The sequence below is a fragment of the Mesorhizobium sp. P2_A12 genome, assembly GCF_056405075.1.
In genome coordinates this window covers 53,600-76,923 of sequence record NZ_JBFUCU010000003.1, presented here as the reverse complement: position 1 = coordinate 76,923, position 23,324 = coordinate 53,600, and the positions used below count along the sequence as shown (strand labels likewise).

General features: G+C 62.3%; 23 protein-coding genes. 11 read left to right on the top strand and 12 right to left on the bottom strand.

Annotated elements, in window-relative coordinates; all coding sequences use genetic code 11:
- The first annotated feature begins 2 nt into the window (after positions 1 to 2).
- The 4 genes from AC1DZU_RS07995 (at position 3) to AC1DZU_RS07980 (ending at position 3,320) form a co-directional block, all read left to right on the top strand.
- Positions 3 to 881, top strand: coding sequence for a branched-chain amino acid aminotransferase (locus AC1DZU_RS07995; RefSeq protein ID WP_477283428.1), 879 nt, complete (start codon positions 3 to 5; stop codon positions 879 to 881).
- A 175-nt stretch (positions 882 to 1,056) separates the two neighbouring features.
- Positions 1,057 to 1,653 carry a superoxide dismutase gene (locus tag AC1DZU_RS07990; RefSeq protein ID WP_379026589.1) on the top strand — a complete coding sequence of 199 codons (597 nt, stop codon included), beginning with the start codon at positions 1,057 to 1,059 and terminating at the stop codon, positions 1,651 to 1,653.
- 269 nt (positions 1,654 to 1,922) lie between these two features.
- Positions 1,923 to 2,360 (top strand): c-type cytochrome, encoded by a 438-nt coding sequence (locus tag AC1DZU_RS07985; RefSeq protein ID WP_111549096.1) that lies wholly within the window; start codon positions 1,923 to 1,925, stop codon positions 2,358 to 2,360.
- A gap of 9 nt (positions 2,361 to 2,369) precedes the next feature.
- Positions 2,370 to 3,320 carry a cytochrome c gene (locus tag AC1DZU_RS07980; protein ID WP_477283425.1) on the top strand — a complete coding sequence of 317 codons (951 nt, stop codon included), beginning with the start codon at positions 2,370 to 2,372 and terminating at the stop codon, positions 3,318 to 3,320.
- Positions 3,321 to 3,409: 89 nt separating this feature from the next.
- On the opposite strand, the gene AC1DZU_RS07975 is transcribed toward AC1DZU_RS07980, so the two are convergent.
- The 3 genes from AC1DZU_RS07975 to AC1DZU_RS07965 form a co-directional block, all read right to left on the bottom strand.
- A complete protein-coding gene (locus AC1DZU_RS07975; RefSeq protein WP_477283423.1) occupies positions 3,410 to 3,811 on the bottom strand; it encodes an SET domain-containing protein in 402 nt (133 codons plus the stop codon).
- A 194-nt stretch (positions 3,812 to 4,005) separates the two neighbouring features.
- Positions 4,006 to 4,632, bottom strand: a complete 627-nt coding sequence (locus AC1DZU_RS07970) for a LysE family translocator (protein WP_477283421.1) — start codon at positions 4,630 to 4,632, stop codon at positions 4,006 to 4,008.
- Entirely contained in the window at positions 4,629 to 6,752 is a 2,124-nt protein-coding gene (locus AC1DZU_RS07965; protein WP_477283419.1) for a S9 family peptidase, read from the bottom strand. Before AC1DZU_RS07965 ends, AC1DZU_RS07970 begins: the two co-directional genes overlap by 4 nt.
- Positions 6,753 to 6,901: 149 nt before the next feature.
- On the opposite strand from AC1DZU_RS07965, the gene AC1DZU_RS07960 reads away from it, so the two are divergent.
- On the top strand, positions 6,902 to 7,270 hold the full coding sequence (locus AC1DZU_RS07960; RefSeq protein ID WP_477283417.1) for an SH3 domain-containing protein: 369 nt from the start codon (positions 6,902 to 6,904) through the stop codon (positions 7,268 to 7,270).
- A gap of 449 nt (positions 7,271 to 7,719) precedes the next feature.
- Positions 7,720 to 8,145 carry a Ros/MucR family transcriptional regulator gene (locus AC1DZU_RS07955; protein WP_013532660.1) on the top strand — a complete coding sequence of 142 codons (426 nt, stop codon included), beginning with the start codon at positions 7,720 to 7,722 and terminating at the stop codon, positions 8,143 to 8,145.
- Positions 8,146 to 8,307: 162 nt separating this feature from the next.
- On the opposite strand, the gene AC1DZU_RS07950 is transcribed toward AC1DZU_RS07955, so the two are convergent.
- Both AC1DZU_RS07950 and AC1DZU_RS07945 read right to left on the bottom strand, forming a co-directional pair.
- Entirely contained in the window at positions 8,308 to 8,736 is a 429-nt protein-coding gene (locus AC1DZU_RS07950; protein ID WP_477283414.1) for a SufE family protein, read from the bottom strand.
- Between the two features lie 100 nt (positions 8,737 to 8,836).
- Positions 8,837 to 9,202 (bottom strand): DUF5330 domain-containing protein, encoded by a 366-nt coding sequence (locus AC1DZU_RS07945; RefSeq protein WP_477283412.1) that lies wholly within the window; start codon positions 9,200 to 9,202, stop codon positions 8,837 to 8,839.
- A 525-nt stretch (positions 9,203 to 9,727) separates the two neighbouring features.
- Between AC1DZU_RS07945 and AC1DZU_RS07940 the strand changes: the two genes are divergently transcribed.
- The 3 genes from AC1DZU_RS07940 (at position 9,728) to AC1DZU_RS07930 (ending at position 12,655) form a co-directional block, all read left to right on the top strand.
- Positions 9,728 to 11,461, top strand: a complete 1,734-nt coding sequence (locus AC1DZU_RS07940) for a sensor histidine kinase (protein WP_477283410.1) — start codon at positions 9,728 to 9,730, stop codon at positions 11,459 to 11,461.
- Positions 11,436 to 12,236 (top strand): peptidoglycan-binding domain-containing protein, encoded by an 801-nt coding sequence (locus AC1DZU_RS07935; RefSeq protein WP_477283408.1) that lies wholly within the window; start codon positions 11,436 to 11,438, stop codon positions 12,234 to 12,236. The genes AC1DZU_RS07940 and AC1DZU_RS07935 overlap by 26 nt, the downstream gene beginning before the upstream one ends.
- A 71-nt stretch (positions 12,237 to 12,307) precedes the next feature.
- Complete coding sequence (locus AC1DZU_RS07930; protein ID WP_477283406.1) at positions 12,308 to 12,655, top strand: DUF1491 family protein; 348 nt, start codon at positions 12,308 to 12,310, stop codon at positions 12,653 to 12,655.
- On the opposite strand, the gene AC1DZU_RS07925 is transcribed toward AC1DZU_RS07930, so the two are convergent.
- A complete protein-coding gene (locus AC1DZU_RS07925; RefSeq protein ID WP_477283404.1) occupies positions 12,633 to 13,688 on the bottom strand; it encodes a hypothetical protein in 1,056 nt (351 codons plus the stop codon). The two genes, AC1DZU_RS07930 and AC1DZU_RS07925, sit on opposite strands and share 23 nt — an antisense overlap.
- A 210-nt stretch (positions 13,689 to 13,898) precedes the next feature.
- On the opposite strand from AC1DZU_RS07925, the gene AC1DZU_RS07920 reads away from it, so the two are divergent.
- Positions 13,899 to 14,087, top strand: coding sequence for a hypothetical protein (locus AC1DZU_RS07920; RefSeq protein WP_246461176.1), 189 nt, complete (start codon positions 13,899 to 13,901; stop codon positions 14,085 to 14,087).
- Here the strand turns inward: AC1DZU_RS07920 and AC1DZU_RS07915 are convergent.
- From AC1DZU_RS07915 to AC1DZU_RS07890, 6 genes are all read right to left on the bottom strand, one after another.
- Positions 14,084 to 14,653: a DUF1254 domain-containing protein gene (locus AC1DZU_RS07915; protein WP_184871281.1), complete on the bottom strand. Its 570-nt coding sequence runs from the start codon at positions 14,651 to 14,653 to the stop codon at positions 14,084 to 14,086. The genes AC1DZU_RS07920 and AC1DZU_RS07915 overlap by 4 nt on opposite strands.
- Complete coding sequence (locus AC1DZU_RS07910) at positions 14,646 to 15,230, bottom strand: DUF1214 domain-containing protein (protein WP_477283401.1); 585 nt, start codon at positions 15,228 to 15,230, stop codon at positions 14,646 to 14,648. The genes AC1DZU_RS07915 and AC1DZU_RS07910 overlap by 8 nt, the downstream gene beginning before the upstream one ends.
- 121 nt (positions 15,231 to 15,351) lie before the next feature.
- Positions 15,352 to 17,505: a transglycosylase domain-containing protein gene (locus tag AC1DZU_RS07905; protein ID WP_477283399.1), complete on the bottom strand. Its 2,154-nt coding sequence runs from the start codon at positions 17,503 to 17,505 to the stop codon at positions 15,352 to 15,354.
- A gap of 459 nt (positions 17,506 to 17,964) precedes the next feature.
- Complete coding sequence (locus tag AC1DZU_RS07900) at positions 17,965 to 19,404, bottom strand: FAD-binding oxidoreductase (RefSeq protein ID WP_477283397.1); 1,440 nt, start codon at positions 19,402 to 19,404, stop codon at positions 17,965 to 17,967.
- Positions 19,405 to 19,679: 275 nt separating this feature from the next.
- Complete coding sequence (locus AC1DZU_RS07895) at positions 19,680 to 20,612, bottom strand: dimethylarginine dimethylaminohydrolase family protein (RefSeq protein WP_477283395.1); 933 nt, start codon at positions 20,610 to 20,612, stop codon at positions 19,680 to 19,682.
- A gap of 21 nt (positions 20,613 to 20,633) precedes the next feature.
- Positions 20,634 to 22,238, bottom strand: coding sequence for a zinc-binding metallopeptidase family protein (locus AC1DZU_RS07890; protein WP_477283393.1), 1,605 nt, complete (start codon positions 22,236 to 22,238; stop codon positions 20,634 to 20,636).
- Positions 22,239 to 22,322: 84 nt separating this feature from the next.
- On the opposite strand from AC1DZU_RS07890, the gene AC1DZU_RS07885 reads away from it, so the two are divergent.
- On the top strand, positions 22,323 to 23,249 hold the full coding sequence (locus tag AC1DZU_RS07885) for a LysR substrate-binding domain-containing protein (protein WP_477283391.1): 927 nt from the start codon (positions 22,323 to 22,325) through the stop codon (positions 23,247 to 23,249).
- Positions 23,250 to 23,324 lie beyond the last annotated feature (75 nt).

Here is a 23,324-nt window from a genome sequence, read left to right as displayed (position 1 = left end):
CAATGACACTGGCGGCTGAGGCACTATCCGCGACTTGGACTTTCGTCGATGGTGATTGGCACGAGGGCAATGTCGCCATTCTGGGGCCGCGCAGCCACGCCATGTGGCTTGGCACCAGCGTGTTCGACGGCGGCCGCTGGTTCGAAGGCGTCGCACCCGACCTCGAGCTCCACGCCGCCAGGGTGAATTCCTCGGCGATTGCGCTCGGCCTCAAGCCGTCGATGACCGCAGACAAGATCGTCGGGCTGACCTGGGATGGGCTGAAGAAGTTCGATGGCAAGACAGCCGTCTACATCAGGCCGATGTACTGGGCCGAGCATGGCGGCTATATGGGCGTGCCGGCCGATCCCGCCTCGACCCGTTTTTGCCTTTGCCTCTATGAATCGCCGATGATCCCGCCGACCGGCTTTTCGGTGACCGTGTCGCCGTTCCGGCGTCCGACCATCGAAACCATGCCGACCAACGCCAAGGCCGGCTGCCTTTATCCCAACAACGGCCGCGCCATTCTCGAAGCCAAGATGCGCGGGTTCGACAACGCGCTGGTGCTCGACATGCTGGGCAACGTCGCCGAGACCGGAACCTCGAACATCTTCCTGGTCAAGGATGGCCATGTGCTGACGCCGGCCCCGAACGGCACCTTCCTGTCCGGCATCACCCGCTCCCGCACCATGACGCTGCTCGGCGAGTATGGCTTCAAGACTATCGAAAAGACCCTGTCGATACGGGATTTCCTGGAAGCGGACGAAATCTTTTCGACCGGAAACCATTCCAAGGTGGTGCCGATCACGCGCATCGAGGAGCGCAACCTGCAACCCGGGCCGGTGGCCAAGAAGGCGCGCGAGCTTTATTGGGATTGGGCGCATTCGACGTCGGCTGGCTGACGCGTCCGGGCTGGCCTTTTGTCGCTGCGCGGTTCGTTGTCGGAAAACCGTGTGACAGGCTTCCGCAACCCGCTTAGAAAGGAACCGGCGCTTCATTCCGGAGTTGTTCCAGCTCAATCCAGACCTATCTTAGTCCGGTATCGACACCGGATTTTTCCACGAGGGAGTACTACCCATGGCTTTTGAATTGCCCGCTCTGCCCTACGACTATGAGGCCTTGCAGCCTTACATGTCGAAAGAGACGCTGGAATATCACCACGACAAGCACCACAAGGCCTATGTCGACAACGGCAACAAGCTGGCCGCGGAAGCCGGCATGGGCGATCTGTCGGTCGAAGAGGTGGTCAAGCAGTCGTTCGGCAAGAATGCCGGCCTCTTCAACAATGCCGCCCAGCACTACAACCACATCCATTTCTGGAAGTGGATGAAGAAGGGCGGCGGCGGCAACAAATTGCCCGGCGCCCTGCAGAAAGCAGTCGACAGCGACCTCGGCGGCTACGACAAATTCAAGGCCGATTTCATCGCCGCCGGCACGACGCAGTTCGGCTCAGGCTGGGCCTGGGTTTCGGTCAAGGACGGCAAGCTGGCGATCTCCAAGACGCCGAATGGCGAAAATCCGCTCGTCCATGGCGCGTCGCCGATCCTAGGCGTCGATGTCTGGGAGCACTCCTACTACATCGACTATCGCAACGCCCGGCCGAAATATCTCGAGGCGTTCGTCGATAGCCTGATCAACTGGGATCATGTGCTCGAGATGTACGAAAAGGCCTGACGCATGTCGCCCAAAAGTGCGCAGCGGTTTTGGGACCACAAGGTACACGAAAACAAGGGCCCGAACCGCATCGTTCGGGTCCCTTTGGGCGCGACGCATTTGATGTCCTGATCGATCTCCAGAAAAGCCCCGGCACCCCGGGGCTTTTCTTTTGCTGTGGCGCAGCAAATTCATCCGAGGCGAAGGGAATATTCCGCCAGTCGCATCCGTTAACGTCCTGTCCCGAAATGCCCTCATCCCCAAAATACCTTCATCACGGAGCCAAATGAATGAGAAAGCTTGTCATCGCCATCTCAATGCTCGCCCTCGCGGGTTCGGCGGCTTTTGCCGACCCGATCCTCGATCGGCAGGCCCTGATGAAGGAACGTGGAAAGATCGTCGGCGGCATTTCGAAAGTGGTCAAGGGCGAGGAGCCCTATGATGCCGCCGCTGTGCTGACGGCCTTGCAGGCATTGCAAGCGAATGCCGAGAAAGTCGATGTCGACGCGCTGTTCCCTGCCGGCAGCGACACAGGCGACACCACGGCTGCGCCAAAGATCTGGGAAGACATGGCCGGCTTCAAGGCCGCCAACGACAAATTTATCGCCGACGTCAAGGCCGCGGCCGCTGCCGCTCCTGCCGATGTCGATACGTTGAAGACGCAGTTTGACACCATCGCGTCCAATTGCGGCACCTGCCACCAGACCTACCGGGTGAAAAAAGGCTGATAGCGGGCGATGCCCTGGCTGAAGAAACTCGCCGGCGCCCTCGTCGTTCTGGGCGGCGTCGGCGCCGTTGCCGGGTGGGTCCTGTCGGTGCCGGTGAGGCTCGACAGCGGGACCCTGGCCAAGCTCGGCCCTGGTGATGCGGCCAAGGGCAAGCGCATTTTCTATGCCGGCGGTTGCACCTCGTGCCATGCAAAGCCGGGTTCGCAGGGCGACGCGCGGCTTCAGCTTGTGGGTGGCCTCACGCTCAAGACGCCATTCGGCACCTTCGTGCCGCCCAACATTTCGCAGGACGCCAAGGACGGCATCGGCGCATGGTCGGTCGAGGACCTCGCCAATGCCATGCTGAAGGGGGTGTCGCCGTCGGGCGAGCATTTATATCCGGCGTTTCCCTATGCGTCCTACGCACGCATGAAACCGGCCGATATTGCCGACCTCTATGCCTTCCTGAAAACGCTGCCGGCCGTCGCCGGTAAGGCGCCTGGCAATTCGCTGGCGTTCCCGTTCAACATCCGCCGCGGCATCGGCCTTTGGAAGCTTCTCTATCTCGGCGATCAGCCGGTCGTTTCGCTCCCCGAAGGCACGCCTGATCCGGTGATGGCCGGCCGCTATCTGGTCGAAGGGCCGGGTCATTGCGGCGAATGCCACACGCCGCGCGACTTTGCGGGCGGGACGAAGGAGAGCGAGTGGCTGGCGGGCGCCGTGGCGGCCGAAGGCAGCGGCATCGTGCCCAACATCACATCGGGCGAGGGCGGCATTGGCAACTGGTCTGAAGCCGACATCGCCAACTACCTCGAAACCGGCTTCACGCCCGATTTCGATTCCGTTGGCGGCGCGATGGTCGACGTGCAGAAGAACATGGCCGAACTGACCGCGGGGGATCGTGCCGCGATCGCCGCCTACCTCAAGGCGGTACCGCCGCATCCAAACGGCTATCCGGCGCGCAAGAAGGCGGCGAACTGACACACATCGCCCAAGACTGCGCGGCGGTTTAAGTCAACGCCATGTTTTGAAACAATAAATGAAGCGCGGCATGACTCTCGTCAGCCGCTCTAGCCGTCGGACGCCAGGTGGCGGTCGCCCAGGAAGTCGAAGCCCATCTCGAAGAAATGGTTGTAGTTGCAGGTCAGCTCCTCGCCAGGCGCGATGTCACGCAGCGCAAAGCTCTCCTCGGGCGAGGAGACGTCGCAATTCGGCTCGTCGGCATGGTTCATGTAGCGCGCATCGTCGGCTTCGAAGACGATGTAGTTCGGGTCGCGCCTGTCGGGATAGGAATAGCGGTCGAGATAGCTCTTCACCGGCCCGCTCTCGCCCTCATAGGTCTCGACCTTGATGAGCCGGTCGAATCGTGGATCGAGCTTCCATATCCGCGTGCCGCGGGGAATGCGGTTCTTGGCAAAGACGCCGATGCCCTGGATGGGCGATTTGTCGAGATAGACGTCGACGAGCAGCATAATGGACCTTTACGCGATTGGGGCTATGGCGGCCTCTCAGAAGCCGCGCACTGGGTAGCGCGCAGCCATTGCAATTGCGAGCGGAAAATCCACTTCACATAGCTGGAACAGAAGCGTCGGAAGGGAACCATGCGCAAATCAAAAAATGATGACCATGAGCGGCCGGCGGCGCAGTGCCGCCACCTCGCTGCGCGTCAGCGCTGCTGCAATGCCAGACGGACGCCCAAAGCACAGTAGATGCCGCCGACAATCTTGCCTTGCCAATTGAGCACCCTCGGATTTCGGCGCAGGCAAGTGCCAAGCCGACCGGCGCTCACTGCAAAGACGACCGTGCTGAGAAGACCCAGCATGACGAAGATGACCCCTAGTGTGGTCAACTGAAGCATCACCGACCCATTTTCAGGCCGCACGAACTGAGGCAGGAATGCAAGGAAGAAAAGCGCGGTCTTGGGGTTGAGCACTTCGGTCAGGATAGCCTGTCGAAACGCCTTGCCGGCGGAGATGGCAAGCGCGCCGGCAGCCGGGTTGGCCGGTGTTTTCTCGATGATCGCGCGAATGCCGAGATAAACGAGATAGGCGGCGCCAATGTACTTTACAATGCTGAACAGCGCCGCCGAAGTGGCGATGATCGCCGATATGCCGACCATGGCCATGACGGTGTGAACCACGTCGCCGGCTGCGATCCCGGCACCGGTCGCAATGCCCACCTTCGTTCCGGAACTCGTTGACCGCGCGACGGTAAGGAGGGTGGCTGGCCCTGGAATGAAGACAAAACCGAGCACAACCGCGATGTAGGCTGTCAATGTTGACAGATCGATCATTGGCGAATCGCTCCTGTAAGCTGCGCCTTGCCCATCACCTTCAATGCGAAGGAATAAGTATAGGCGATCTCCTCCAGTCGCGAAAACCGGCCGGAAGCGCCGGCGTGGCCTGAATCCATGTTGATCTTGAACAGCACGGGATTGTCGCCGCTCTTGCGGTCGCGCAGCCGTGCCACCCATTTGGCCGGTTCCCAATAGGTGACGCGCGGATCGGTGAGACCGGCCAGCGCCAGGATTGGCGGATAGTCGAGCGCGGCGACATTGTCATAGGGCGAATAGGCGGCGATGGTTCGGTAATCGTCGGCGGACGCGATCGGGTTGCCCCATTCCGGCCATTCCGGCGGCGTCAGCGGCAGGCTGGCGTCAAGCATGGTGGTGAGCACGTCGACGAAGGGCACCTCGGCGACGATGCCGCCAAAACACTCCGGCGCCATGTTGGCGATGGCGCCCATGAGCATGCCGCCGGCCGAGCCGCCTTGCGCGACGGTGCGGTCATGCGCGGTGTAGCGCTCGGCAACAAGGTGGCGCGCACAGGCGATGAAATCCGTGAACGTATTCATCTTGTGCGCCCGTTTTCCGTCATCGTACCAGCCATAGCCCTTGTCCTTGCCGCCGCGGACATGAGCGATGGCAAAGACAAAGCCGCGGTCGACCAATGAGAACCAGTTGGTGTTGAATGCGGCCGGCACCGTGATGCCATAGGAGCCGTAGCCGTAAAGCAGGCAAGGCGCGGATCCATCCAGCGGCGTGTCGCGGTGGTGCAGGAGCGAGATCGGCACCAATTCGCCGTCAGCGGCGGGCGCCATCAGCCGCCTGGTGACGTAGTGATCCTGGTCATGGCCGGAGGGCACTTCCTGGGTTTTGAGCAGCACCCGTTCGCGCGTGCGCATATTGTAGTCGAACACCTGGGCCGGCGTCGTCATCGACGAATAGGAAAAGCGCATGATCTCGGTGTCGTACTCATAGGAGCCCGACAGGCCGAGCGAGAAGGCCTCTTCGTCAAGGGACAAAAGATGCTCCTCGCCGCTGCTGCGGTCGCGCACGACGATGCGCGGCAGGCCTTCCTTGCGTTCAAGCCGGACCATGTGGTCCCTGAAGCCGATCACCGACAGGATCAGCCGGCCCGGTTCATGCGGCACCAGTTCCTGCCAGTTGGCGCGCACCGGATCGCTCGCCGGCGCGGTCATGATCTTGAAATCCTTGGCGCCATCGGCATTGGTCAGGATGAAGAAGATGTCACCGCCTTCTTCCAGATCATACTGAAGGCCGATCTCGCGTGGAGAGACCAGCTTGGGTTCGGCAAACGGGTCGCCGGCGCGCATCAGGCGGTATTCCGAGGTCTCGTGATCGTTGATGCCGATCATGATCCATTCGTTGTTGCGGGTGCCGTCGACATTCATGAAGAAGCCGGGATCGGTTTCCTCATAGATCAGCCGGTCGCTTTCAGGGCTTTGCCCAAGCGCGTGGAACAGCACCTTGGACGGGCGGTGGTTGGGATCGAGGCGTGTGTAGAAGAAGCCGTCATCGCCGGCGTTCCAGACGCCTGAACCGCCCGTGTCGGGAATCCGGTCGGCGAGCTCCCTGCCATCGTCAAGGTCGCGCACGCGAAGCGTGTAGAATTCGGAGCCCTTGTCGTCGAATGCCCACAAGAGCTTGCGGTGGTCGGCCGAATGATCGACGCCGCCAAGACGGAAATAGGCCTTGCCGGCAGCCTCCGCGTCGCCATCAAGCAGGATCTCCTCGGCGCCGCCGTCGCGCGGCATGCGGAAATAACGCGGCTGCTCGCCGCCAAGCTTGAAGGATGAGCCATAGGCATAGGGTCCGTCCTTCATCGGCACGGAGGAATCGTCTTCCTTGATGCGCCCCTTCATTTCCTTGAAAAGCTGTTTCTGCAACTCGGCCGTGTCGGCCATCAGCTTCGACTGATAAGCGTTCTCGGCCTCGAGCTCGGCGCGGATCCCCGCATCGAGCAATGACGGATCCCGGAACATCTCCTGCCAGTTGTCTGCCCGCAGCCAGGCGTAGTCGTCGGTTCGCGTGATGCCGTGATGTGTGTCGGAAACTGGCCGTTTCTCGGGCGTTGGCGGGCTGACGTGCGGAAATGCGGAAGTCTTGGTCATTGCGTCTCGCTTTACCGGTATCTTGAATGGGGAAGCATCTTGAATGGGGAACTATCTTGAATAGCGAATGAACACGCCCATCAGGGCGGGTTCAAGAGCCGCAGCTTAAGGGTGTGTCGGCTCCAGGTGATGGGCCGGGAGGAGATATGATGAATATTTATTCTAGGATCGCTGCGGTTTTCGCCGTTGCTTCGTTGACTCTGGCTTCTACAGGCCAGTCTCATGCGACCGTATTCGCGGCTTGGCAAGTGGCCAACGTGCCGTTCGGTGACACGCTCAATGTGCGCAAATACCCCTCGGGCACATCCCAGAAACAGGCGGCCTATCCGAACGGAACTGTTCTGCAGATGACCGGACGATGCACCGGGGGGATAAATCTGCTCGGCATTGCCAATCAGCCGGCGTGGAAGCAGGAACAGACGGTTCGCTATCGCTGGTGCGAAGTCTGGCATGACCCTGCCCAGAACGGCAACTTCGTCACCGGCTGGGCCTATGGCAAATACATCACGCCGCATTGACTGACTTGGCGGCGACTGATCCGAGCCAGTCCACATGACCGGCATGTCGCCTGGTTGCTTGCGCAGGACATGCGGCAACCTGTGGTTTTGTGGACAGGTGCGGGCAACCAAGCTTGCCCGTGCGATAGCCAAGCAAAATCAAGCATTGAAACCTGCTTTGTGAGTTATCGCGAATGTAACGACGAACTGACGTTGCGTCAGCGGCTGCTGGTTGGCGGGCGAAATATCGAAAAATTACACAATGCACGAAAGGTTGAAGCTAATCCGGGAACAATTGATCAACATTGTTCAATATAGCGCAAAGACCGAATTGACTTACTTGGTCAGCAGGGTCATTGATGTGCACGCGATACGAATCGCAGAAGCTCTACCTGCATAAAATTCGCGCGATGCCCTGCCTGAAAAAAAAGGGCGCACACTGACGTAACTCTTGTTGGGGCCTGATGACCATGGATATTGTCGAAACACCTTCCAGAAACAGCGATGCGCTGATCGAATTGACCGCCGATGTGGTGGCCGCCTATGTCAGCAACAATCCCGTGCCGGTCGGCGAATTGCCGAACCTGATATCGGATGTCCATGCCGCGCTCGGGCGCGTGGGTGGAACCGCCGAACAGCCGCCTGCCGACAAGCAAAAGCCGGCAGTCAACCCGAAGCGCTCGGTTCATGACGACTACATCGTTTGCCTTGAAGACGGTAAGAAGTTCAAGTCGCTGAAGCGTCATCTGATGACCCACTACGACCTGACGCCGGATCAGTACCGCGAAAAGTGGAACCTCGACCCGACCTATCCGATGGTTGCACCCAACTATGCCGCAGCGCGGTCACAGCTTGCCAAGAAGATGGGTCTCGGCCGCAAGCGCAAGGCGCGGTAATCGCTGCTCGCCAGATCGGATCGACATCAACGGCGCCTTCTGGCGCCGTTTGATTTTGCAGGTGGCAGCGGGCGATCGATTGGAGCTTCAGGAAAAGTGTGAGACGGTTTTCCGTCCGGAGTTGCGTTCTACGTTCCGTGAAACGATGAACCGCTCCGGCTGTCAGGCGGTCTGCTTGAGCGCCGCCTCAGCGTCGCGCTTGATGCGCTTGACCATGGAGCGAAGGCCGTTGGCGCGCTGCGGCGACAGATGTTCGTCGAGGCCGAGCTCTTTCAATGTTGCTTCCGCGTCGGTCTTCTGGATCTCGCTGGCGGTCCTGCCCGAAAACAGCGCCAGCATGATTGCGACCAGCCCACGCACGATATGGGCGTCCGAATCGCCGGTGAAGGAGATGACCGGATCGGCTCCCGCTCCGCGTTCGGTGGTCAGCCAGACCTGGCTGACGCAGCCCGGCACCTTGTTGGCGGCGTTGCGCTCATCGTCCGGAAATGGCGGCAGCGCCTCGCCGAGGTCGATGACATAACGATAGCGGTCTTCCCATTCCTCGAGGAACGAGAAGTCGTCGCGGATCGTCTGGATCGTCGTCGTCATAGTTCGGATATAGTCACGCGGCGGCGCCACGTCACGGAAAAAACAAGGACACCGCGGGCGTCGAGAGGGCAGACAGCCCGCGGTGCGCCGTCGAGACGGCTTAATTCTGGACCGGTAGGTTGACTGGCAAATTGACCGTTTGGGGCAAGACGATTTCCTCCGGCACGCTGCCGGTCATCGTCGACGTGTCAGGGCCCGCGGTGGACTTGTCGTCCAGCATCGCTGCGGCGATCTTGGCGGTCTCCTTGGCGCGGGCGGTGATGGTGTGCATGGCCGACTTGCCGGTTTCGCAGACGTCGGGTTTGCGTTCGCAAATGCCGGCGATGTCGCCAACCGCTTCACGCGCCGCAAACAGGGCCTGGATCGGCCCGACGCTCTCGCGGCCCGATTCATCGGGACCGACAGCCAGTGGCAGCGCCAGCAGCACCAGCGAGAACCAGAAAGCCATTCTTATCAGGAAGACCATTCCCTTGCCTCTCGTCGTGACCCGGATCATGCATCCATATGGCATGACCTCTTTTGTAGGCAGGATGGTGGCACACAGGCGCAAAGGACGGCTTGCAGGTTCGCCGAGAATTTTCCGCAAATTTTAGACAAATCAGAAACGAACCATTGTGCAATCAGTTTGTTTCAAATCCGAACGATTTTCCTTAACGCCGGATAACCATCTATCTATCTGTCTTGAATGCGTTTTTCGTGAAACCCGGAAGTCCGGGCGCACCCCATGCACGCCAGCACCGGATAACTCTCCGTTTACTATGGCTGCATTTGCCGGGGCTTTCGGCCGCCCGCATCCCAATATTTGCCGCAGGCCGGGTCTTGGTCGGCGCTGCCTTATCCATTCCTTAAACGCTGGATGCGAGTTTCGGAGTCAACCAAAACAATCTGCAAAAGCAGAGCTGTCCACGACGAGTACGGGTGCGTTGAGTTGAGTTCGATCAAGGCCAGATACGTTGAATTGCCTGGCGCGATGGCGGCTGGTTGCGAACGTATGGTACACCCGTCCATCCTTGGGCAGAACGACCGTGAGCGCCAGCGCCGCTTCATCGGCGTCATGCTGGCGGCGCCTTTCTTTGCCGCCGGCGCCGCGGTCACGCTGGTCACGTCGGGCATGGGCGCCGCCGTCACAGTGGCCGCCATCTTCGCGGCCTTTGGTCTGTGCTGGTTCGTCGCCCTGCTGGTGGCGGCGACCGGCAAGATGGCCATCGCTGCCCAGGTCGCCCTGGCCATGGCCGGCATTGCGCTCGGCGGTCTCATCGCCGCCGCCGGCGGGCTGAGCTCTCCCGTCGCCATGCTCGTTGTGGCGCTGCCGTTCGAAGCCTGGTGGATCGGCGCCTCGCGGCGTGCGGCATTGTGGGGAGCCGTGTCCGCCGCTGTCGCCATCCTGGCGCAGCCTCTGGCAGGAATTCTGTTGCCGATCGCCGGAGCACAGATTGCCCCGTGGCACTGGCTGGTGCCGTTGGCCTGGGCGCTCACATTGATCCCGCGCGCGTCAGCGTTTCAAGACACGACCGGTGCGGCCGATGTCGCCGACACGGCAGACCGTCTTGAAGACATCATCGATGCGGTGGTCTTGCGCGTCGCCCGCCATGGCGAGGTTCTGGACGCTTCGGCAAAGGCCCGCACGCTGTTGAAGCTGCCGCCCGAGCTGCTGTCCGGAAACGGCTTCTTCGATCGCGTCCATCTGTCGGATCGCGTCTGCTATCTCAGCGCCTTGGCCGACATGCGCGACGGCGCGTTGTCGCGCCGGCTCGAATTGCGCATCAGGCTGCCTCAGAACGGCAATGGCCAGGCGGTCGACAATTACCGGCCGTTCGCGCTCGATCTGGTGCGGGGTGAAGAACAGGGCGACGTCTTCACGCTTATCCTTCGCGAGAATGACGACATTGCCCGGCTGCGCGAAAATCTCGCGGCGGCCAATGAGGCCGCGGCCTCGGCCGAAGTCGCCAAGGGACGCTTCCTGGCGGTGGTCAGCCACGAACTGCGCACGCCGTTGAATGCCATCATCGGTTTCTCGGACATGCTGCTGCACGAGATGTTCGGCGCCTTCAAGGATCCGCGCCAGAAGGAATATGTCGGCCTGGTGAGGGATTCGGGCCAGCATCTGCTTGCCGTCGTGACTTCGATACTCGACGTGTCCAGGATCGAGTCGGGCGTCTATGCGACCGAACCGGAGCCGTTCCGGTTCGCGGAAGCGGTCGACATGTGCCAGTCCATGCTGCGGCTGCAAGCGCAGGCGAAGAACATCGATTTGCAGACGCAGATCGCGCCGGACGCGGGCGACATCAATGCCGACCGGCGTGCCGTGCAGCAGATGCTGATCAACCTTGTCTCCAATGCGATCAAGTTCACCCCCGATGGTGGCGATGTGGTCGTCGGCGCCAAGCGGATTGGTTCGCGCCTGCACTTCTGGGTCAGGGACACAGGCATCGGCATTGCCGAGGTGGATTTTGCCAATCTCGGCAAGCCCTTCATGCAGATCCAGAACGACTATACCCGCCGGTTCGAGGGGACCGGGCTCGGCCTTTCGCTGGTCAAGGGCCTGGTGGCGCTGCACGAAGGCACGATGTCCATCGAGAGCATGCCGGGCGAGGGCACCACGGTGACCATCAGCCTGCCGGTGAACGGACCGAAGGGACATCAGGCGGAGAAGGCCGGAGTGCTGACGATGCCGGTGGCCATGGCGAAAGGGGACAGAAATGGCTCGCTCCGCAAAACGGCCTAAGGCGGTCAAGCGCCGCAGCAACGCCTTTCAGGACGGCGCGGTCGCGGTTGGCGGCATGATCTCGCGCAATCCCGTCCTGGTGGGCGGGTCGACGGCATTCCTGGTGACGCTCTTCTACGTTTCCGCCAATGCCTTGTGGTACCAGCCTTTCCCGCATGCCGGCGCGTTCTTCGCGACCCGCAGCATGCAAGGCTTCCCGCACACGGCGTCCGATGAACCGGAGACGACGTTCAACATCGTGCGGCCATCCGGCGCGCCGGCACCGATCAAGGGCGATCCGGTGGTCGAGCAGGTGCAGGGCATACTGAAGGATCTCGATTTCTACTCCGGAACGGTCGATGGCATTTCCGGGCCCAACACGCGCAAGGCCATCCAGGCCTATCAGCAGAAGGTCGGGCTCAATGCGTCCGGCGAGATCGACGCGCTTCTGCTGGACCAATTGGGCGCGACGCCGAAAACAGCGGCCGTCATACCGAGACCGCAGCCGCGCCCGGATATGCCGGCCGCCGTTCCGGTATCGCTGCAGACGAATTCTGGGCAGACGAACACTGGGCAGGCGAATGCCGATCAGACGCAGGCTCCCGATGCCCGCATCGTCAAGATCCAGGCCGGGCTCAAGGCATTCGGCAATGACGACATGCAGCTCGACGGTGTCGTCGGCACGCGCACCAAGGCGGCGATCAAGGAATTCCAGTCGCTGTTCGGGCTGCCGCAGACCGGCGAGCCCGATGAGCTCGTTTACGTCAAGATGCGCGAGATCGGCCTGACCAACTGAGGGGCTGAAACGACGGCTCGCGGAGCGGCGGAAATATCGATAGATAGCCGCACGCCTTCTGGAGTTCTCTCATGCGCGTTACATCGGATCTGTGGGTCTCGGCCCTGTTGCGCCGGGTTTTCGGCGCCGGTGGATTTGCCGCCGTGGTCAAGCGCGGCGCAACCGAAGCCGGCGCTGTCTTCGTGCTGGCGCGCGGCAGGTTGGGAGACATTGCCCTGTTCGGGCCGGCACCGCAGACAAGCTACGATTCGGCGAAGCCCGACGATCGCTTCTTCAGCCTTCTCGGTGCCGGCGATGATGCTGCCTTGCTCGAAGCACGGCTGGAACGGGAAAAGAAATTCGATCCCGACATCTGGGTGGTCGAGATCGAGGCCGGCGCCGTTCCTGTCGAGGAGCTTATTTCCGTGAAGATGCCCTGAGGCCGGACGAAGCCGCCGCATCGTCGCTGTTCGATGCCGTGCGGGTATCGCTGTTTGCCGGTGCCGCGTCGCGAACCGCTCTCGAAAGGGTCTCGGCTTTCCAGAGCCGCACCTTGTCCTGGGCCGCATCGCGATGCAGCAGGCGGTAGCGGTCGAGGAAGGCGCGGATGGCCTGCGGGTGCGGGAATTGGCTGGGATAGACCGCAACCGTGATCAGGAATGCCCGGTCCTCGCTGAGGTCCAGCGAGCGCAGTGCTGCCAGCAGCGAGGCATAGTTCTGGTTGCCGGTGAGCGATCGCGCGATCGAGAAATCGATATCCAGCGCGTCGGCGAGCGCGGTCTGGAAGAACGCCGCGTTCCCAGTCAGCGCCGTCTCGCGCAGTTTGACATACGTGTCGGCGCCCGTGAACGGATCGGCCGCCGCGGCCTCGTCGCCGCTGCGCATCATGGTGCGCAGCCTGCGCCGTGCGTTTTCGGCGGCAATGCCGGCCGCCCGTTCTCTGGCGGGGTCTTCGAAGACGGCTTCGGTGCTTATCGCTGGAATCTTGTCCGCTGTGGCCGTCACGGCCCTGTCTGCTGCCGTGGCCTTCGCTTCCGGCTCCCGCACCCGAACCAGGGTTGGTCTTTCGAGCGCCCTGATCAGATCGGCGATGGTCGGGTTCAAGTCCTTGCGGCGCGCAATGGCGCGTGCATGCGGCAGGCCGTGCCGCCCGATCAGCGCGATGAGGTCGATGTCGCTGACCGCGCGGGAGCGGATGAGCAGCGGCGCGGCAATGTCGACCGGTTCCTCGCAAAGACGGCGCACCAATGCGGCGGGGGCATATTCGCATTCGGAAAGGGCGGCCGCCACGTAGCGGCGTGATTCGACGGACACATTGTCGAACAGCGGCAGGGTCAGGTCTTCGAGCTGGCCGATCTCGCGGCGTGACGGGCGGGTGAGCGAGCAGAACGCCGACACCGCGGCGCGGAACAGCCTTTCAGCTTTGCCTGAGTCCGTCCGTATCGCGATTTGCCTGAAGTCCGAAGATGACACGAAGGATACGCCCGCACTCGACACAAACTCGACCACGCTCGACCGGGACTATGTCGGTTTCGCGTTTGCCGCGGGTCAGAACGCCCTGACCTCAAGACAAAGATCAAGTTAGCGACGATCCGTTAGCGCTCCGTTAACCCTCTGCCGTCCTTAATGATATTTGGAGGCGTTGCGTTGTGCTCCGGGAAAACCGAGAGGAATGCGCGAATCATGGGCATGGTACTGTCTTTCGTGCCGCGTACGGCACCAAGCAATCGGACAAAGCAACCCGCCGAAATTCCGGCGGCAGTGATCATCTTCCCCGGCATCCGTTACGAGCGGTCGCATGCCGGCGAAGTGCGGCCGGTCGATCCCGACAAGCCGGGATCGCCAGGGACGAAGCCGGTTCCTCACCACTAGAAGTCCTGCAGCTCGCAGGAACTCTTTTCGAGGAAGCTTGATACGATCGGCTTCCAGCTGTCATCGGGCACGAAGGTGCGGATGACGAAGATGCCTTCCTCGATCGGCGCCTCGACAAAGATTGCTCCCTGAAGGTCCTCGGGGAGGTCCTTGCGTACGTCGATCATCTGCGCCGGTGTCAGCACGACGGCATCCAGCACGCCGTCGTTCGCGGTGTGGTCGTTGAAGGAATAGATGTTGTGGCCGCTGCGGTCATAGACCGACACCGACCAGAACGGCACATGTCCCGGTGCCTTGATACGAACCACGCCTTCGCCCAGATCGAACCGGCACGCCGTCGCGTAAAACAACGGGTCGACGGATTTCACCACTGGCGCACCACCGGCCTCCGCATCGAGGCGGGTCATCCTGTAGAGGTCCGAGGCCATGGACAGCCGCGACCAGGCGTCGCGTTCGGAAAATTCAGGCACCAGCAGCAGCACGACAATGTGCACGATGCCGGCGCCGACCAGGCCGAGCAGGACAGCATGCAAAAGCTTGCGCATCGCCGCATAAGAGCTACGCATTGCAGCCGACCTTCAGGATCCGCGGCAGCGAAACGTCCGACAGGCCGGTGCTGCTGGCGATCGGCGTGTCGTAGAATGTCAGCACGAAATACATCCTGCCGAAGCCGCCGGTCAGCAGCCAGTTGCCCGGCATCGGGTGATCGCTGGCGGAAATGATGACTGAATTGTCGGGTTGTCGTACCACCCCGTAGGATTGCAGCGCCGCAGGCCGTGGTTTGCCGGTTTCGACCACGCCGAGCGACTGATCGGCGGCATAGAGCGTCCAGAACCGTGCCGTCGGAAATCCACCCTCGATCTTGTAGGTGCATTCGCGCTTGAGTTCGCTACCCCCAGCGTCGCGCTCGGCGACGAAGGACAGCCCTTCGGCCCGACCAAGCGCAAGCACGCCCTCGCGCGCCACGCGGGCCTTCGAATAGGGGTCGGCGGCTGGCGTGCCGATATCGGGAAAGGCCGTCCACTGGCCGATCCGGATGGCGCCGACACCGTCCTGGGCTTTCAGCGCATACCAGACGCTGCCGCCACCGCCGCCGATGGCTATGACAAGCGAAAGCAGCGTCAGGAGTGCATTCTTGAGCATGAAGGGCCGGGGACACGAAGAGTTGCCGCTCGGGGATATCGCGGCGTGGGGTCCCGTGGCAAGCGGGCCGATGGATTTGCCCGCCCAAGCCAGTCGCAAAGATCCACTCAGTCGGAAAGAATCACAGCGCCGACAGCTTTTCCGGCGGTTGAGGCGCGGCGATGGCCGGCGCTGACTGGAACTGCTTGGTCATGTCCCTCAACGTCTGCGTGGTCCGGCTGGACAACACCGGCGGCCGTTCGGCCGCGGCATCGGCTGCCGCCTGATCGTCGCTCTTCTTCTGCGCTTCCCCGGCCTTGGCCGCGATCTCTTCATCGACAAAAGGCTTGTCGATGCCGGGGATCGGCTTGAGGTCGATGTTTTGATGGGCATAGACCATGAGACGCTGCCAAACCATCGCCGGCAGCGAGCCACCTGTCATGTTCTTGGTCGGCGTGAAATCGTCGTTACCCAGCCACACGGCCGCCGTGTAGTTGCCGGTGAAGCCGACAAACCAGGCGTCGCGGTAGGATTGCGTCGTCCCGGTCTTGCCGGCAACGACGATGTTGGGAATTTGCGCGCGGCGCGCCGTGCCCATCACCGGCACCGCCGCCAGCATGGTGTTCATGGATTTGAGCGCCTGCTCGGACAACACCCGGTGGGGCGGCGGCGCATCCTTGGCGAAATCGTAGACCACCTCGCCGGTGCGGGTGGCGAGCTGCGTGATGCCGTGCCGGGAGCCGACAAAGCCGTTCTGGGCGAACACGCTGTAGCCCGTCGCCTGATCCATCACCGTCATGCCCGAGGTGCCGAGCACCATCGTCTTGTGTGATTCGAGCGGCGATTCCACGCCCATCGCCTCGGCCATTGCCTTGATTGGCGGGATGCCGAGATAGTCCTTGGCCAGTCGCACCGGCACGGTGTTGATCGACTTGGCCATCGCCATGATCAGCGTGATCCGGCCGGCCGATTCGCCGCTGTAATTGTGCGGTGACCAGGTGCCCCAGCTGATCGGGCCGCCGGAAATGATGGAGTCGGGCGTGAAGCCGTGCTCCATCGCCGTTGCATAGACATAGGGCTTGAACGACGAGCCGGTCTGGCGCAGCGCCTTGGTGGCACGGTTGAACTGGCTGGCGCCATAGTCGCGGCCACCGACTATGGCTCTGACGGCGCCGTTGGTCTCGATGACGACGACAGCGCCCTCGGTGACGTTATACTCCTTGCCGAACTGGCGCAGGTGGAACTCCACCGATTCTTCCGCCGCCTTCTGGATGTTGGCGTCGAAAGTGGTGTGGGCCACCAGCGAGTGCTGGCCTGGCTTGGCGATCTTCTTGACCTCGTCGAACGCCCAGTCGAGGTAATAATCCGGGCTTTTCTGTTCGCCGCGATCGACGACATCGGCAGGGTGCAGCCTTGCCTGCAGCACCTGACCCTCGGTCATGAAACCGGAATCGACAAGGTTGGACAACACCACATTGGCGCGCGCGCGCGCCGCCGGCAGATTGATGTGCGGCGCATATTTCGTCGGCGCCTTGAACAGGCCGGCCAGCATCGCCGCTTCGGCGAGGTTCAGGTCCTTGACGCTCTTGCCGAAATAGAAGTCGGCGGCCGCCTCGATGCCGAAAGTGCCGCCGCCCATATAGGCGCGGTCGAGATAGAGCTGCAGGATTTCCTTCTTCGACAGATTGGCCTCGAGCCACAGCGACAGGAAGGCTTCCTTGATCTTGCGCTCCAGGGTGCGCTCGTTGGTGAGGAACAGGTTCTTGGCCAGCTGCTGGGTGATGCTCGAGCCGCCCTGGACGACGGAGTTCGCCCGCACATTCTCGAAGATGGCGCGTGAAAGGCCAAGCACGTCGATGCCGTAATGATCGAAGAAGCGGCGATCCTCGGTGGCGAGCACCGCCTTGATGACGTGATCGGGCATCTCGTCGACCGGCACCGAATCGCGCTGGATGATGCCGCGCTGGCCGATCTCGTTGCCGTAACGGTCTAGGAAGGTGACGGCGAAGTCGCCCTGCGCGCGCCAGTCGCCCGCCGTATCCTGGAATGCCGGAACGGCAAGCGCCAGCATCACCACTATGCCACCGGCGCCCAGCGTAAAACCTTCGCTCAACAGTTCGATGATGCCGCGGCGCCAGCCGTTGACGCGGAAGCGCCGCGAGAAGATCGTCGCGGCTTCCCAGAACTGGCGCGCCTTGAAACCGATCTCGTAGAGCGAGGAATCGAGCCATGCATCGAGCGCCAGCAGCCGGGCGGCGATCGGACCTCTTCTCTTGTGCGGTTCGGGACTGGCCATTCGGAAATCCGGCTCGGCGATGGCGCGACCTGAAAACCGCAAACCGGCAATTTCAGGGCGATCCACTGTGGGAGACTATTCCTCCATTTCTCCAGTTCTCACAAGGGCGGCGAAGACACAGTGCCGGGGTTTGTTGCAGAGGCGCGAGCCGCGTTAGGGACTGTTTCGAAATTCGCTCTGGCGAGTCATATGGTGGTGGTTTCGAGAACCCGTAGCGCAGCGGACATTTGGTCCGTGAGCAACGGAAGCGCAGAAAACGCCAACAGATGGCCGCCAGGGTAGAATTTCCAAACAGTCTCCTCAGGCCGGCTCGCGCTCCAGGGCCTGGGCCCTGCAGTGGATGCCGCCGCCGGCCTTTGAGATCTCGCTCATGTCGACGAACGCCAGTTCGAAACGGTGTTCCTCGAACTGGCAGGTCAGCGTCTGGCTCGACGTCGAAGCGATCTGCGATTGAACGCTTCAAGCGGCTCGCAGGTTCTCTTTCGGGCGCAAATTCTGGTTCATGCGGAACAGGTTCAGTGGGTCGTAGCGCTGCTTGATTTCCAGAAGCCGCCGATGGTTGCCGCCATAGGCCGCTTCGACCCGGTCAACCTCGTCCTCCGGCATGAAGTTCACATAGACGGTGCCGGCCGCATAAGGCTTGGCCGCCTCGTAGATAGCACGAGCCCAGTCGGTGCAAGCCTTGTCCATCGCCGGTTCGCGCCAGCGGGCGTGAACGTTCATGACGAAATGCGAACTGCGTTGTGGAAACGCCGTAGCATCCGCCTTGACGCGACCTGCCGCGCCGCCGACATGGCCGACAAATATCTCGCATTCGGGTCCCGGCAGCTTGGCTATTGCCCCCGTGACGACCGCAGCCGCCTCCTCGGAAAACTCGGTGAAGTCATGGCTCTTCCAGTAGTTGCGGGCGCCGGGCGCAAGTAGCGGGTCGAATGCTTGCTGCCAGCCGGTGAACGGGCTGGGGCCGACGACATCGGCAATCGGCGTGCCGATGGCTCGAAGCTTATGCGTCGCCTTTTCGCCTGCGTCGATGTCACCGCAATAGCACATGGCCAGAACCAGCACCTCCTTGCCATGCCATTCGGCCGGCAGGAAGGGCAGCGGCGGCGCCTGCCGCATGACCACCCAGCAGGTCAACTCGTCAGGAGCGGTTTCGAGCGCCTTGCGATACTCCTGCAGCACCTTTTCGGCATCGGCGAAGGGATGGACGACAAGCCCCGCCAGCACCTGCGGTCCAAGCTCATGGAGTTGGAACTCGAATGCCGTGACGACGCCGAAATTGCCGCCGCCACCTCGCAGCGCCCAGAACAAGTCCGGATTTTCGGTCTGGCTGGCCCGGAGCAGTTTGCCGTCGGCGGTGACCACATCTGCGGAGGCAAGATTGTCGATGGTCAGGCCGAATTTGCGGGTTATCCAGCCGAAGCCGCCACCCAGTGTCAGGCCGGATATGCCGGTGGTCGAGTTGATGCCGGTCGGCACCACCAGCCCGAAGGCCTGCGTTTCCTTGTCGACATCGGCAAGCGTCGCGCCAGGCCCGACCCATGCCCGCCGCGCAGCGACATCGACCCGCACCGACTTCATCAACGACAGATCAATCACCAGGCCACCATCGCAGACCGCACTTCCGGCAATGTTGTGGCCGCCGCCACGCACGGAGACGAGAAGTCTGTTCTCCCTGGCGAAATTCACGGCACTGATGACGTCGGAGGCGCCCACGCAGCACACGATCAGCCCAGGCCGTCGGTCGACCGTGGCATTCCAGACAGTCCGTGCTTCGTCGTAAGCGGCATCACCTTCGCTCAGCACTGTGCCGCGCAATTGTGCCGAAAATGCTTCCAGGGCAGCGGCGTCGATTGTCGTTTTGCCGCGTTCAAGCGTGGTGAGGCTCATGGTGTTCATGGTTTCCTCCCGATTTGCAGATGAGCCGTCCCCCTCCCCAAAAAACATTTTTACTGTGCGCTTATATTAGATATCGTGCAAGTTTCGCATTGGCCAGCGTTGCGGCGCCCAAGTGGGCGTCCGCAGCCGATGTAGTGATTGCATTGGCTTGGGCACATGTTTCTGCCAGCCGGCGATCTCAGCCGGTTTTCACGCCCAACCTTGCACCCCGGCCGGCAGGATGCCGATCATGCTGATGCGAATGTGAACGAAGCAGCGCAGCGTTATTCCACTCCTCAGGCCGGTTCGCGCTTCAGCGCTTGCGCCATGCAGTGGATGCCGCCGCCGGTCTTCGAGATCTCGCTCATGTCGATTGCCGCGACCTCGAAACCGCGCGCCTTGAGCTGGCCGATCAGCGCCTGGCTGGAGGTCGGCGCGATCACCCGGTCCTTGCCCAGCGACATGAAGTTGCAGCCGAGCGCCATCGTATCCTGGAACGGCACGTCGATGATCTCGTGGCCCTTGCCCTTCAGCCAGTCGACGATGCCCGGCTCGGTGCAGGCGAGGCAGACGGCGGTCAGTTTCTCGGCGATCGGCACCACCATCAGGTCGATATGGACATAGTACTCGTCGATGAAGGCGATGCGGGTTTCCCAGCCTTCCTTGTCGAACCAGGCCTGAACTTGGCGAGCGCCTTCTTCCTGCGTGCGGGCGCCGCCACAGCCGATCAATACGACGCCGTCCTCGATGACATTGAAGTCGCCACCCTCGAACGTGCCCGCCGTGACCATGTCGTAGATTGGAATGCCGAGTTTTTCGTAGGTGCGGATGGCGGCATAGTTCTCGCCGCGCCGCCACCAGTTGGCCATCGCGGTGATGAAGGCGCCGTAAGGCGTCATGACACTGGAATCGCGGGAATAGACCTGCATCGGCAGTTCCGGTGTCGGCTCGTGCCAGTGGATGTTGACGCCGAAATGCTCATAGGCGGCGACAAGGTCCTTGTGCTGCGCCTGTGCTATCTGGACGTTGCAAGGCGCCTCGCGCAGATGCTTGCGCGACAGCGAGCTGGTCGACAGGTGGCGAAGGAAATTGGGCGAACCAAGCAGCACGTCGGTCAAGACATCGGTCTCGTTGGCAAAGCCCCAGGCGGTCAGAGGCTTGGTGCCGCCGGCCGGGTTGCGGCGCTGCAGCGAAAACGGCTCGGCGACGATGCGGTCATGAACGGTCATGGGGTTCTCCTCGTGCTTTGATCATGCGTTTGACTTGGGCTGGTTGCCCGGTATCCACCAGTCTCGTCCGCGCGGGGTGGTGACATACTCCGGCCACCGAAATCCAATCGGCGGTTCGTAGTCGCAGAGCGGCGCGATCCAGTTCGAGCCGCCGATTCCTCCGCCGGTGCGGGCGACGAATTCATTCATCGCCGCATCGCGGGCGGCCTGGTCTTCCAGCAGGCGAAGGGCGGCGAGCGCGATGGTCTTCGACGCGCAGACGACCATCGGGTCGATGGTGGCGGGAATGCCGCCCAGCGCGTTCATCACCCATGACGGATAGGGGTAGCCGGTTTCCGAGCGCAGCGCCGGGCGGGCGACATAGAAGCGCGCAGTCGGCGCATGCCAGCTCATGTCGGTGTAGTCGTCGGAGGTCGAATTCACCTGCGAGGGCGACAAATCGCGGCGCAGGATCGCTTCCGCCGCCTGCGGCTCGATCAGGCGCTCAAGTTCTTCGATGAACGGCTCGTCGCTCGCCATGCGTCCGGCATTGACCTGCATGTCGCGCGCGATTGCCTTGGCGTCCTCGTCCCAGCGCGGCGGCCCGACGGTCGACAGCGCTTCATAGGCGATTTCGGCCATGGTGTGATTGGCCAGGCCCGGCCGCGACTTCGACACCCAATGCCGCTCGTGGCGGCAGCCGCTCACGGCGGCAGCGGCCTCGGCATTGCGGTCGAGCACGGCGGTGACCTGTTCGGCCATCGCCAGCGTCGGCACGCGGATCATGTACTGGATCTCGGCCAGCTCGGCCGCCAAGTTGTCGGCGGTCGCCTGGCCGGCCGTGAGGATCGCCTCGCTGATCGACCAGCCGCCCTGGTGCGGCAGCATGGAATCGCGCAGCGCCTTGGACGCCATGTACATCATCATGAGCGCGTCGTTGGCGCCGGGCGCGCGCACCGCCGAATGCGCCTGCGGAATGGGCGCCGCGCCACCCGCCGCGCTCGCCCAGCGCTCCGGTTGGTCGCAGATGAAGCGATAGATCATGGCGTAGGCCGCACCGCAATGCGTGTCCCAGCGCGCCGTGTTGCAGAGCGGCAGCATGTAGAACGGATGGAAGGAGATCATGCCGGCAAGGCCGTCATAATAGCCCTTGGCGGCATGGATCGGCTTTGACCCGCGCACCTTTTCCGCCGGCTCGCCGGTAAAGCGCAGCGTGCCTGGTATCCCGTGACGCTGCATCGCCGCCTTGGTCGCCAGCAGCCCGCCGAGGCTCGAAATGCCGAGCCCCGAATGCGGGTCGGTGTGCCCCCCGGCTTGTTCGGAGAGGCCTGGGCGCGGACGCTTGACCGTCGCGGCATCCTGGCAATTGCCCGGCACCGCGTCGTATTCGGCATACATGCCGATGGTCGGGCCGGGACCGTTGGTCCAATGGGCACAGAAGGCGGTGGGCATGCCGCCGGAACCTTCTTCGACGGAAAAGCCTTCGCGCCTCAGCCGCTCCACGTACCAGGCGGCAGATTGATACTCGCGCCATGCGGTCTCGCCGAAGTCGAAAATGGTGCGCGTCCACGCCGACAGCAACGGCTGGATGTCGTCGAGACAGGCGAGGGCGGTCGTTTGCGCCGAGGTGGCCACGGGTTCCTCCATGAGACGAGAAGAAAGCAGTGAAGCGGTTCGCTAGAAAGTGATATGTTTTCCCGGCTCATGCAAATTCGGTTCACCTGAGGCCTCTTGCGCATACCATCCACCCAGGCGCTGCGTGCGCTCGACAGCTTCGCTCGTCATGGCAGCGTCTGGCGCGCCGCCGACGAGTTGCATCTGACCCGCAGCGCGGTGAGCCATCAGCTTCGCCTGCTTGAACGCGACCTCGGCTTCGATCTGCTCGAACGCATCGGCAAGGGCGTGGCGCTGACGCCGCGTGGCCAGCGCTATGCCAGCGACGTGCGCAAGGCGCTGACCGTGCTGGGCGATGCGGTGACGCGCCATGCCGGCACCGGCGTCGGCGGCTCGTTCAGCATCAGCTGCACGCCGGGCTTCGCCTCGCTGTTCCTGTGCACCCATATCGGCGAGTTCAGGCAGATGTACCCGGATGTCGCGCTGCGCATCCTGACGCCGCGTCGGCTGGATGACGTCAGCAATGCCGACGCCGACGCCTTCATCGCCTTTGGCGTTGGCAATTGGCCGAACCGGGCCGCCGAACTGTTGTGCGAAATTTCCTTTACGCCGCTGTGCAGTCCGACGCTTCTCAACAAGGTCGGCGGATTCTCCAAGCCAGCCGATGTGCTGCGCGCCACTCTCCTGCATCTCGGCGACACCGAGGATTGGGCGCGCTGGCTGGCGCTGTCCAAGGTCGAGAACCCCGACCCGGAAGGCGGTATCTTCTTTTCCGACATGAATCTCGTCTTCTCGGCCGCGATCGCCGGCCAGGGAATGGCCATGGGCGACGAACTGACCAGCGGCAAGGCCTTGGCCGAAGGCAGGCTCGTGCGCCCCTTCGACATCGCGATCAAATCGCCGCGCTCCTACTTCCTCGTCTCCGAACACGCCAAGGCGACGCATCCGGTGCTTGACGCGTTTGCCGGATGGCTGCGATCGAAACTTGCGGAGAGCATTGCCAAGGTCATGGCCGACCACGGGCGCCACCGATTGGACAGATGAATGGAATTTGCCGATCCGGCGAAAACTATTCGGTTGCGGTGAGGCCGCACGCTGCCCTACGATTTCTCCTGGAAT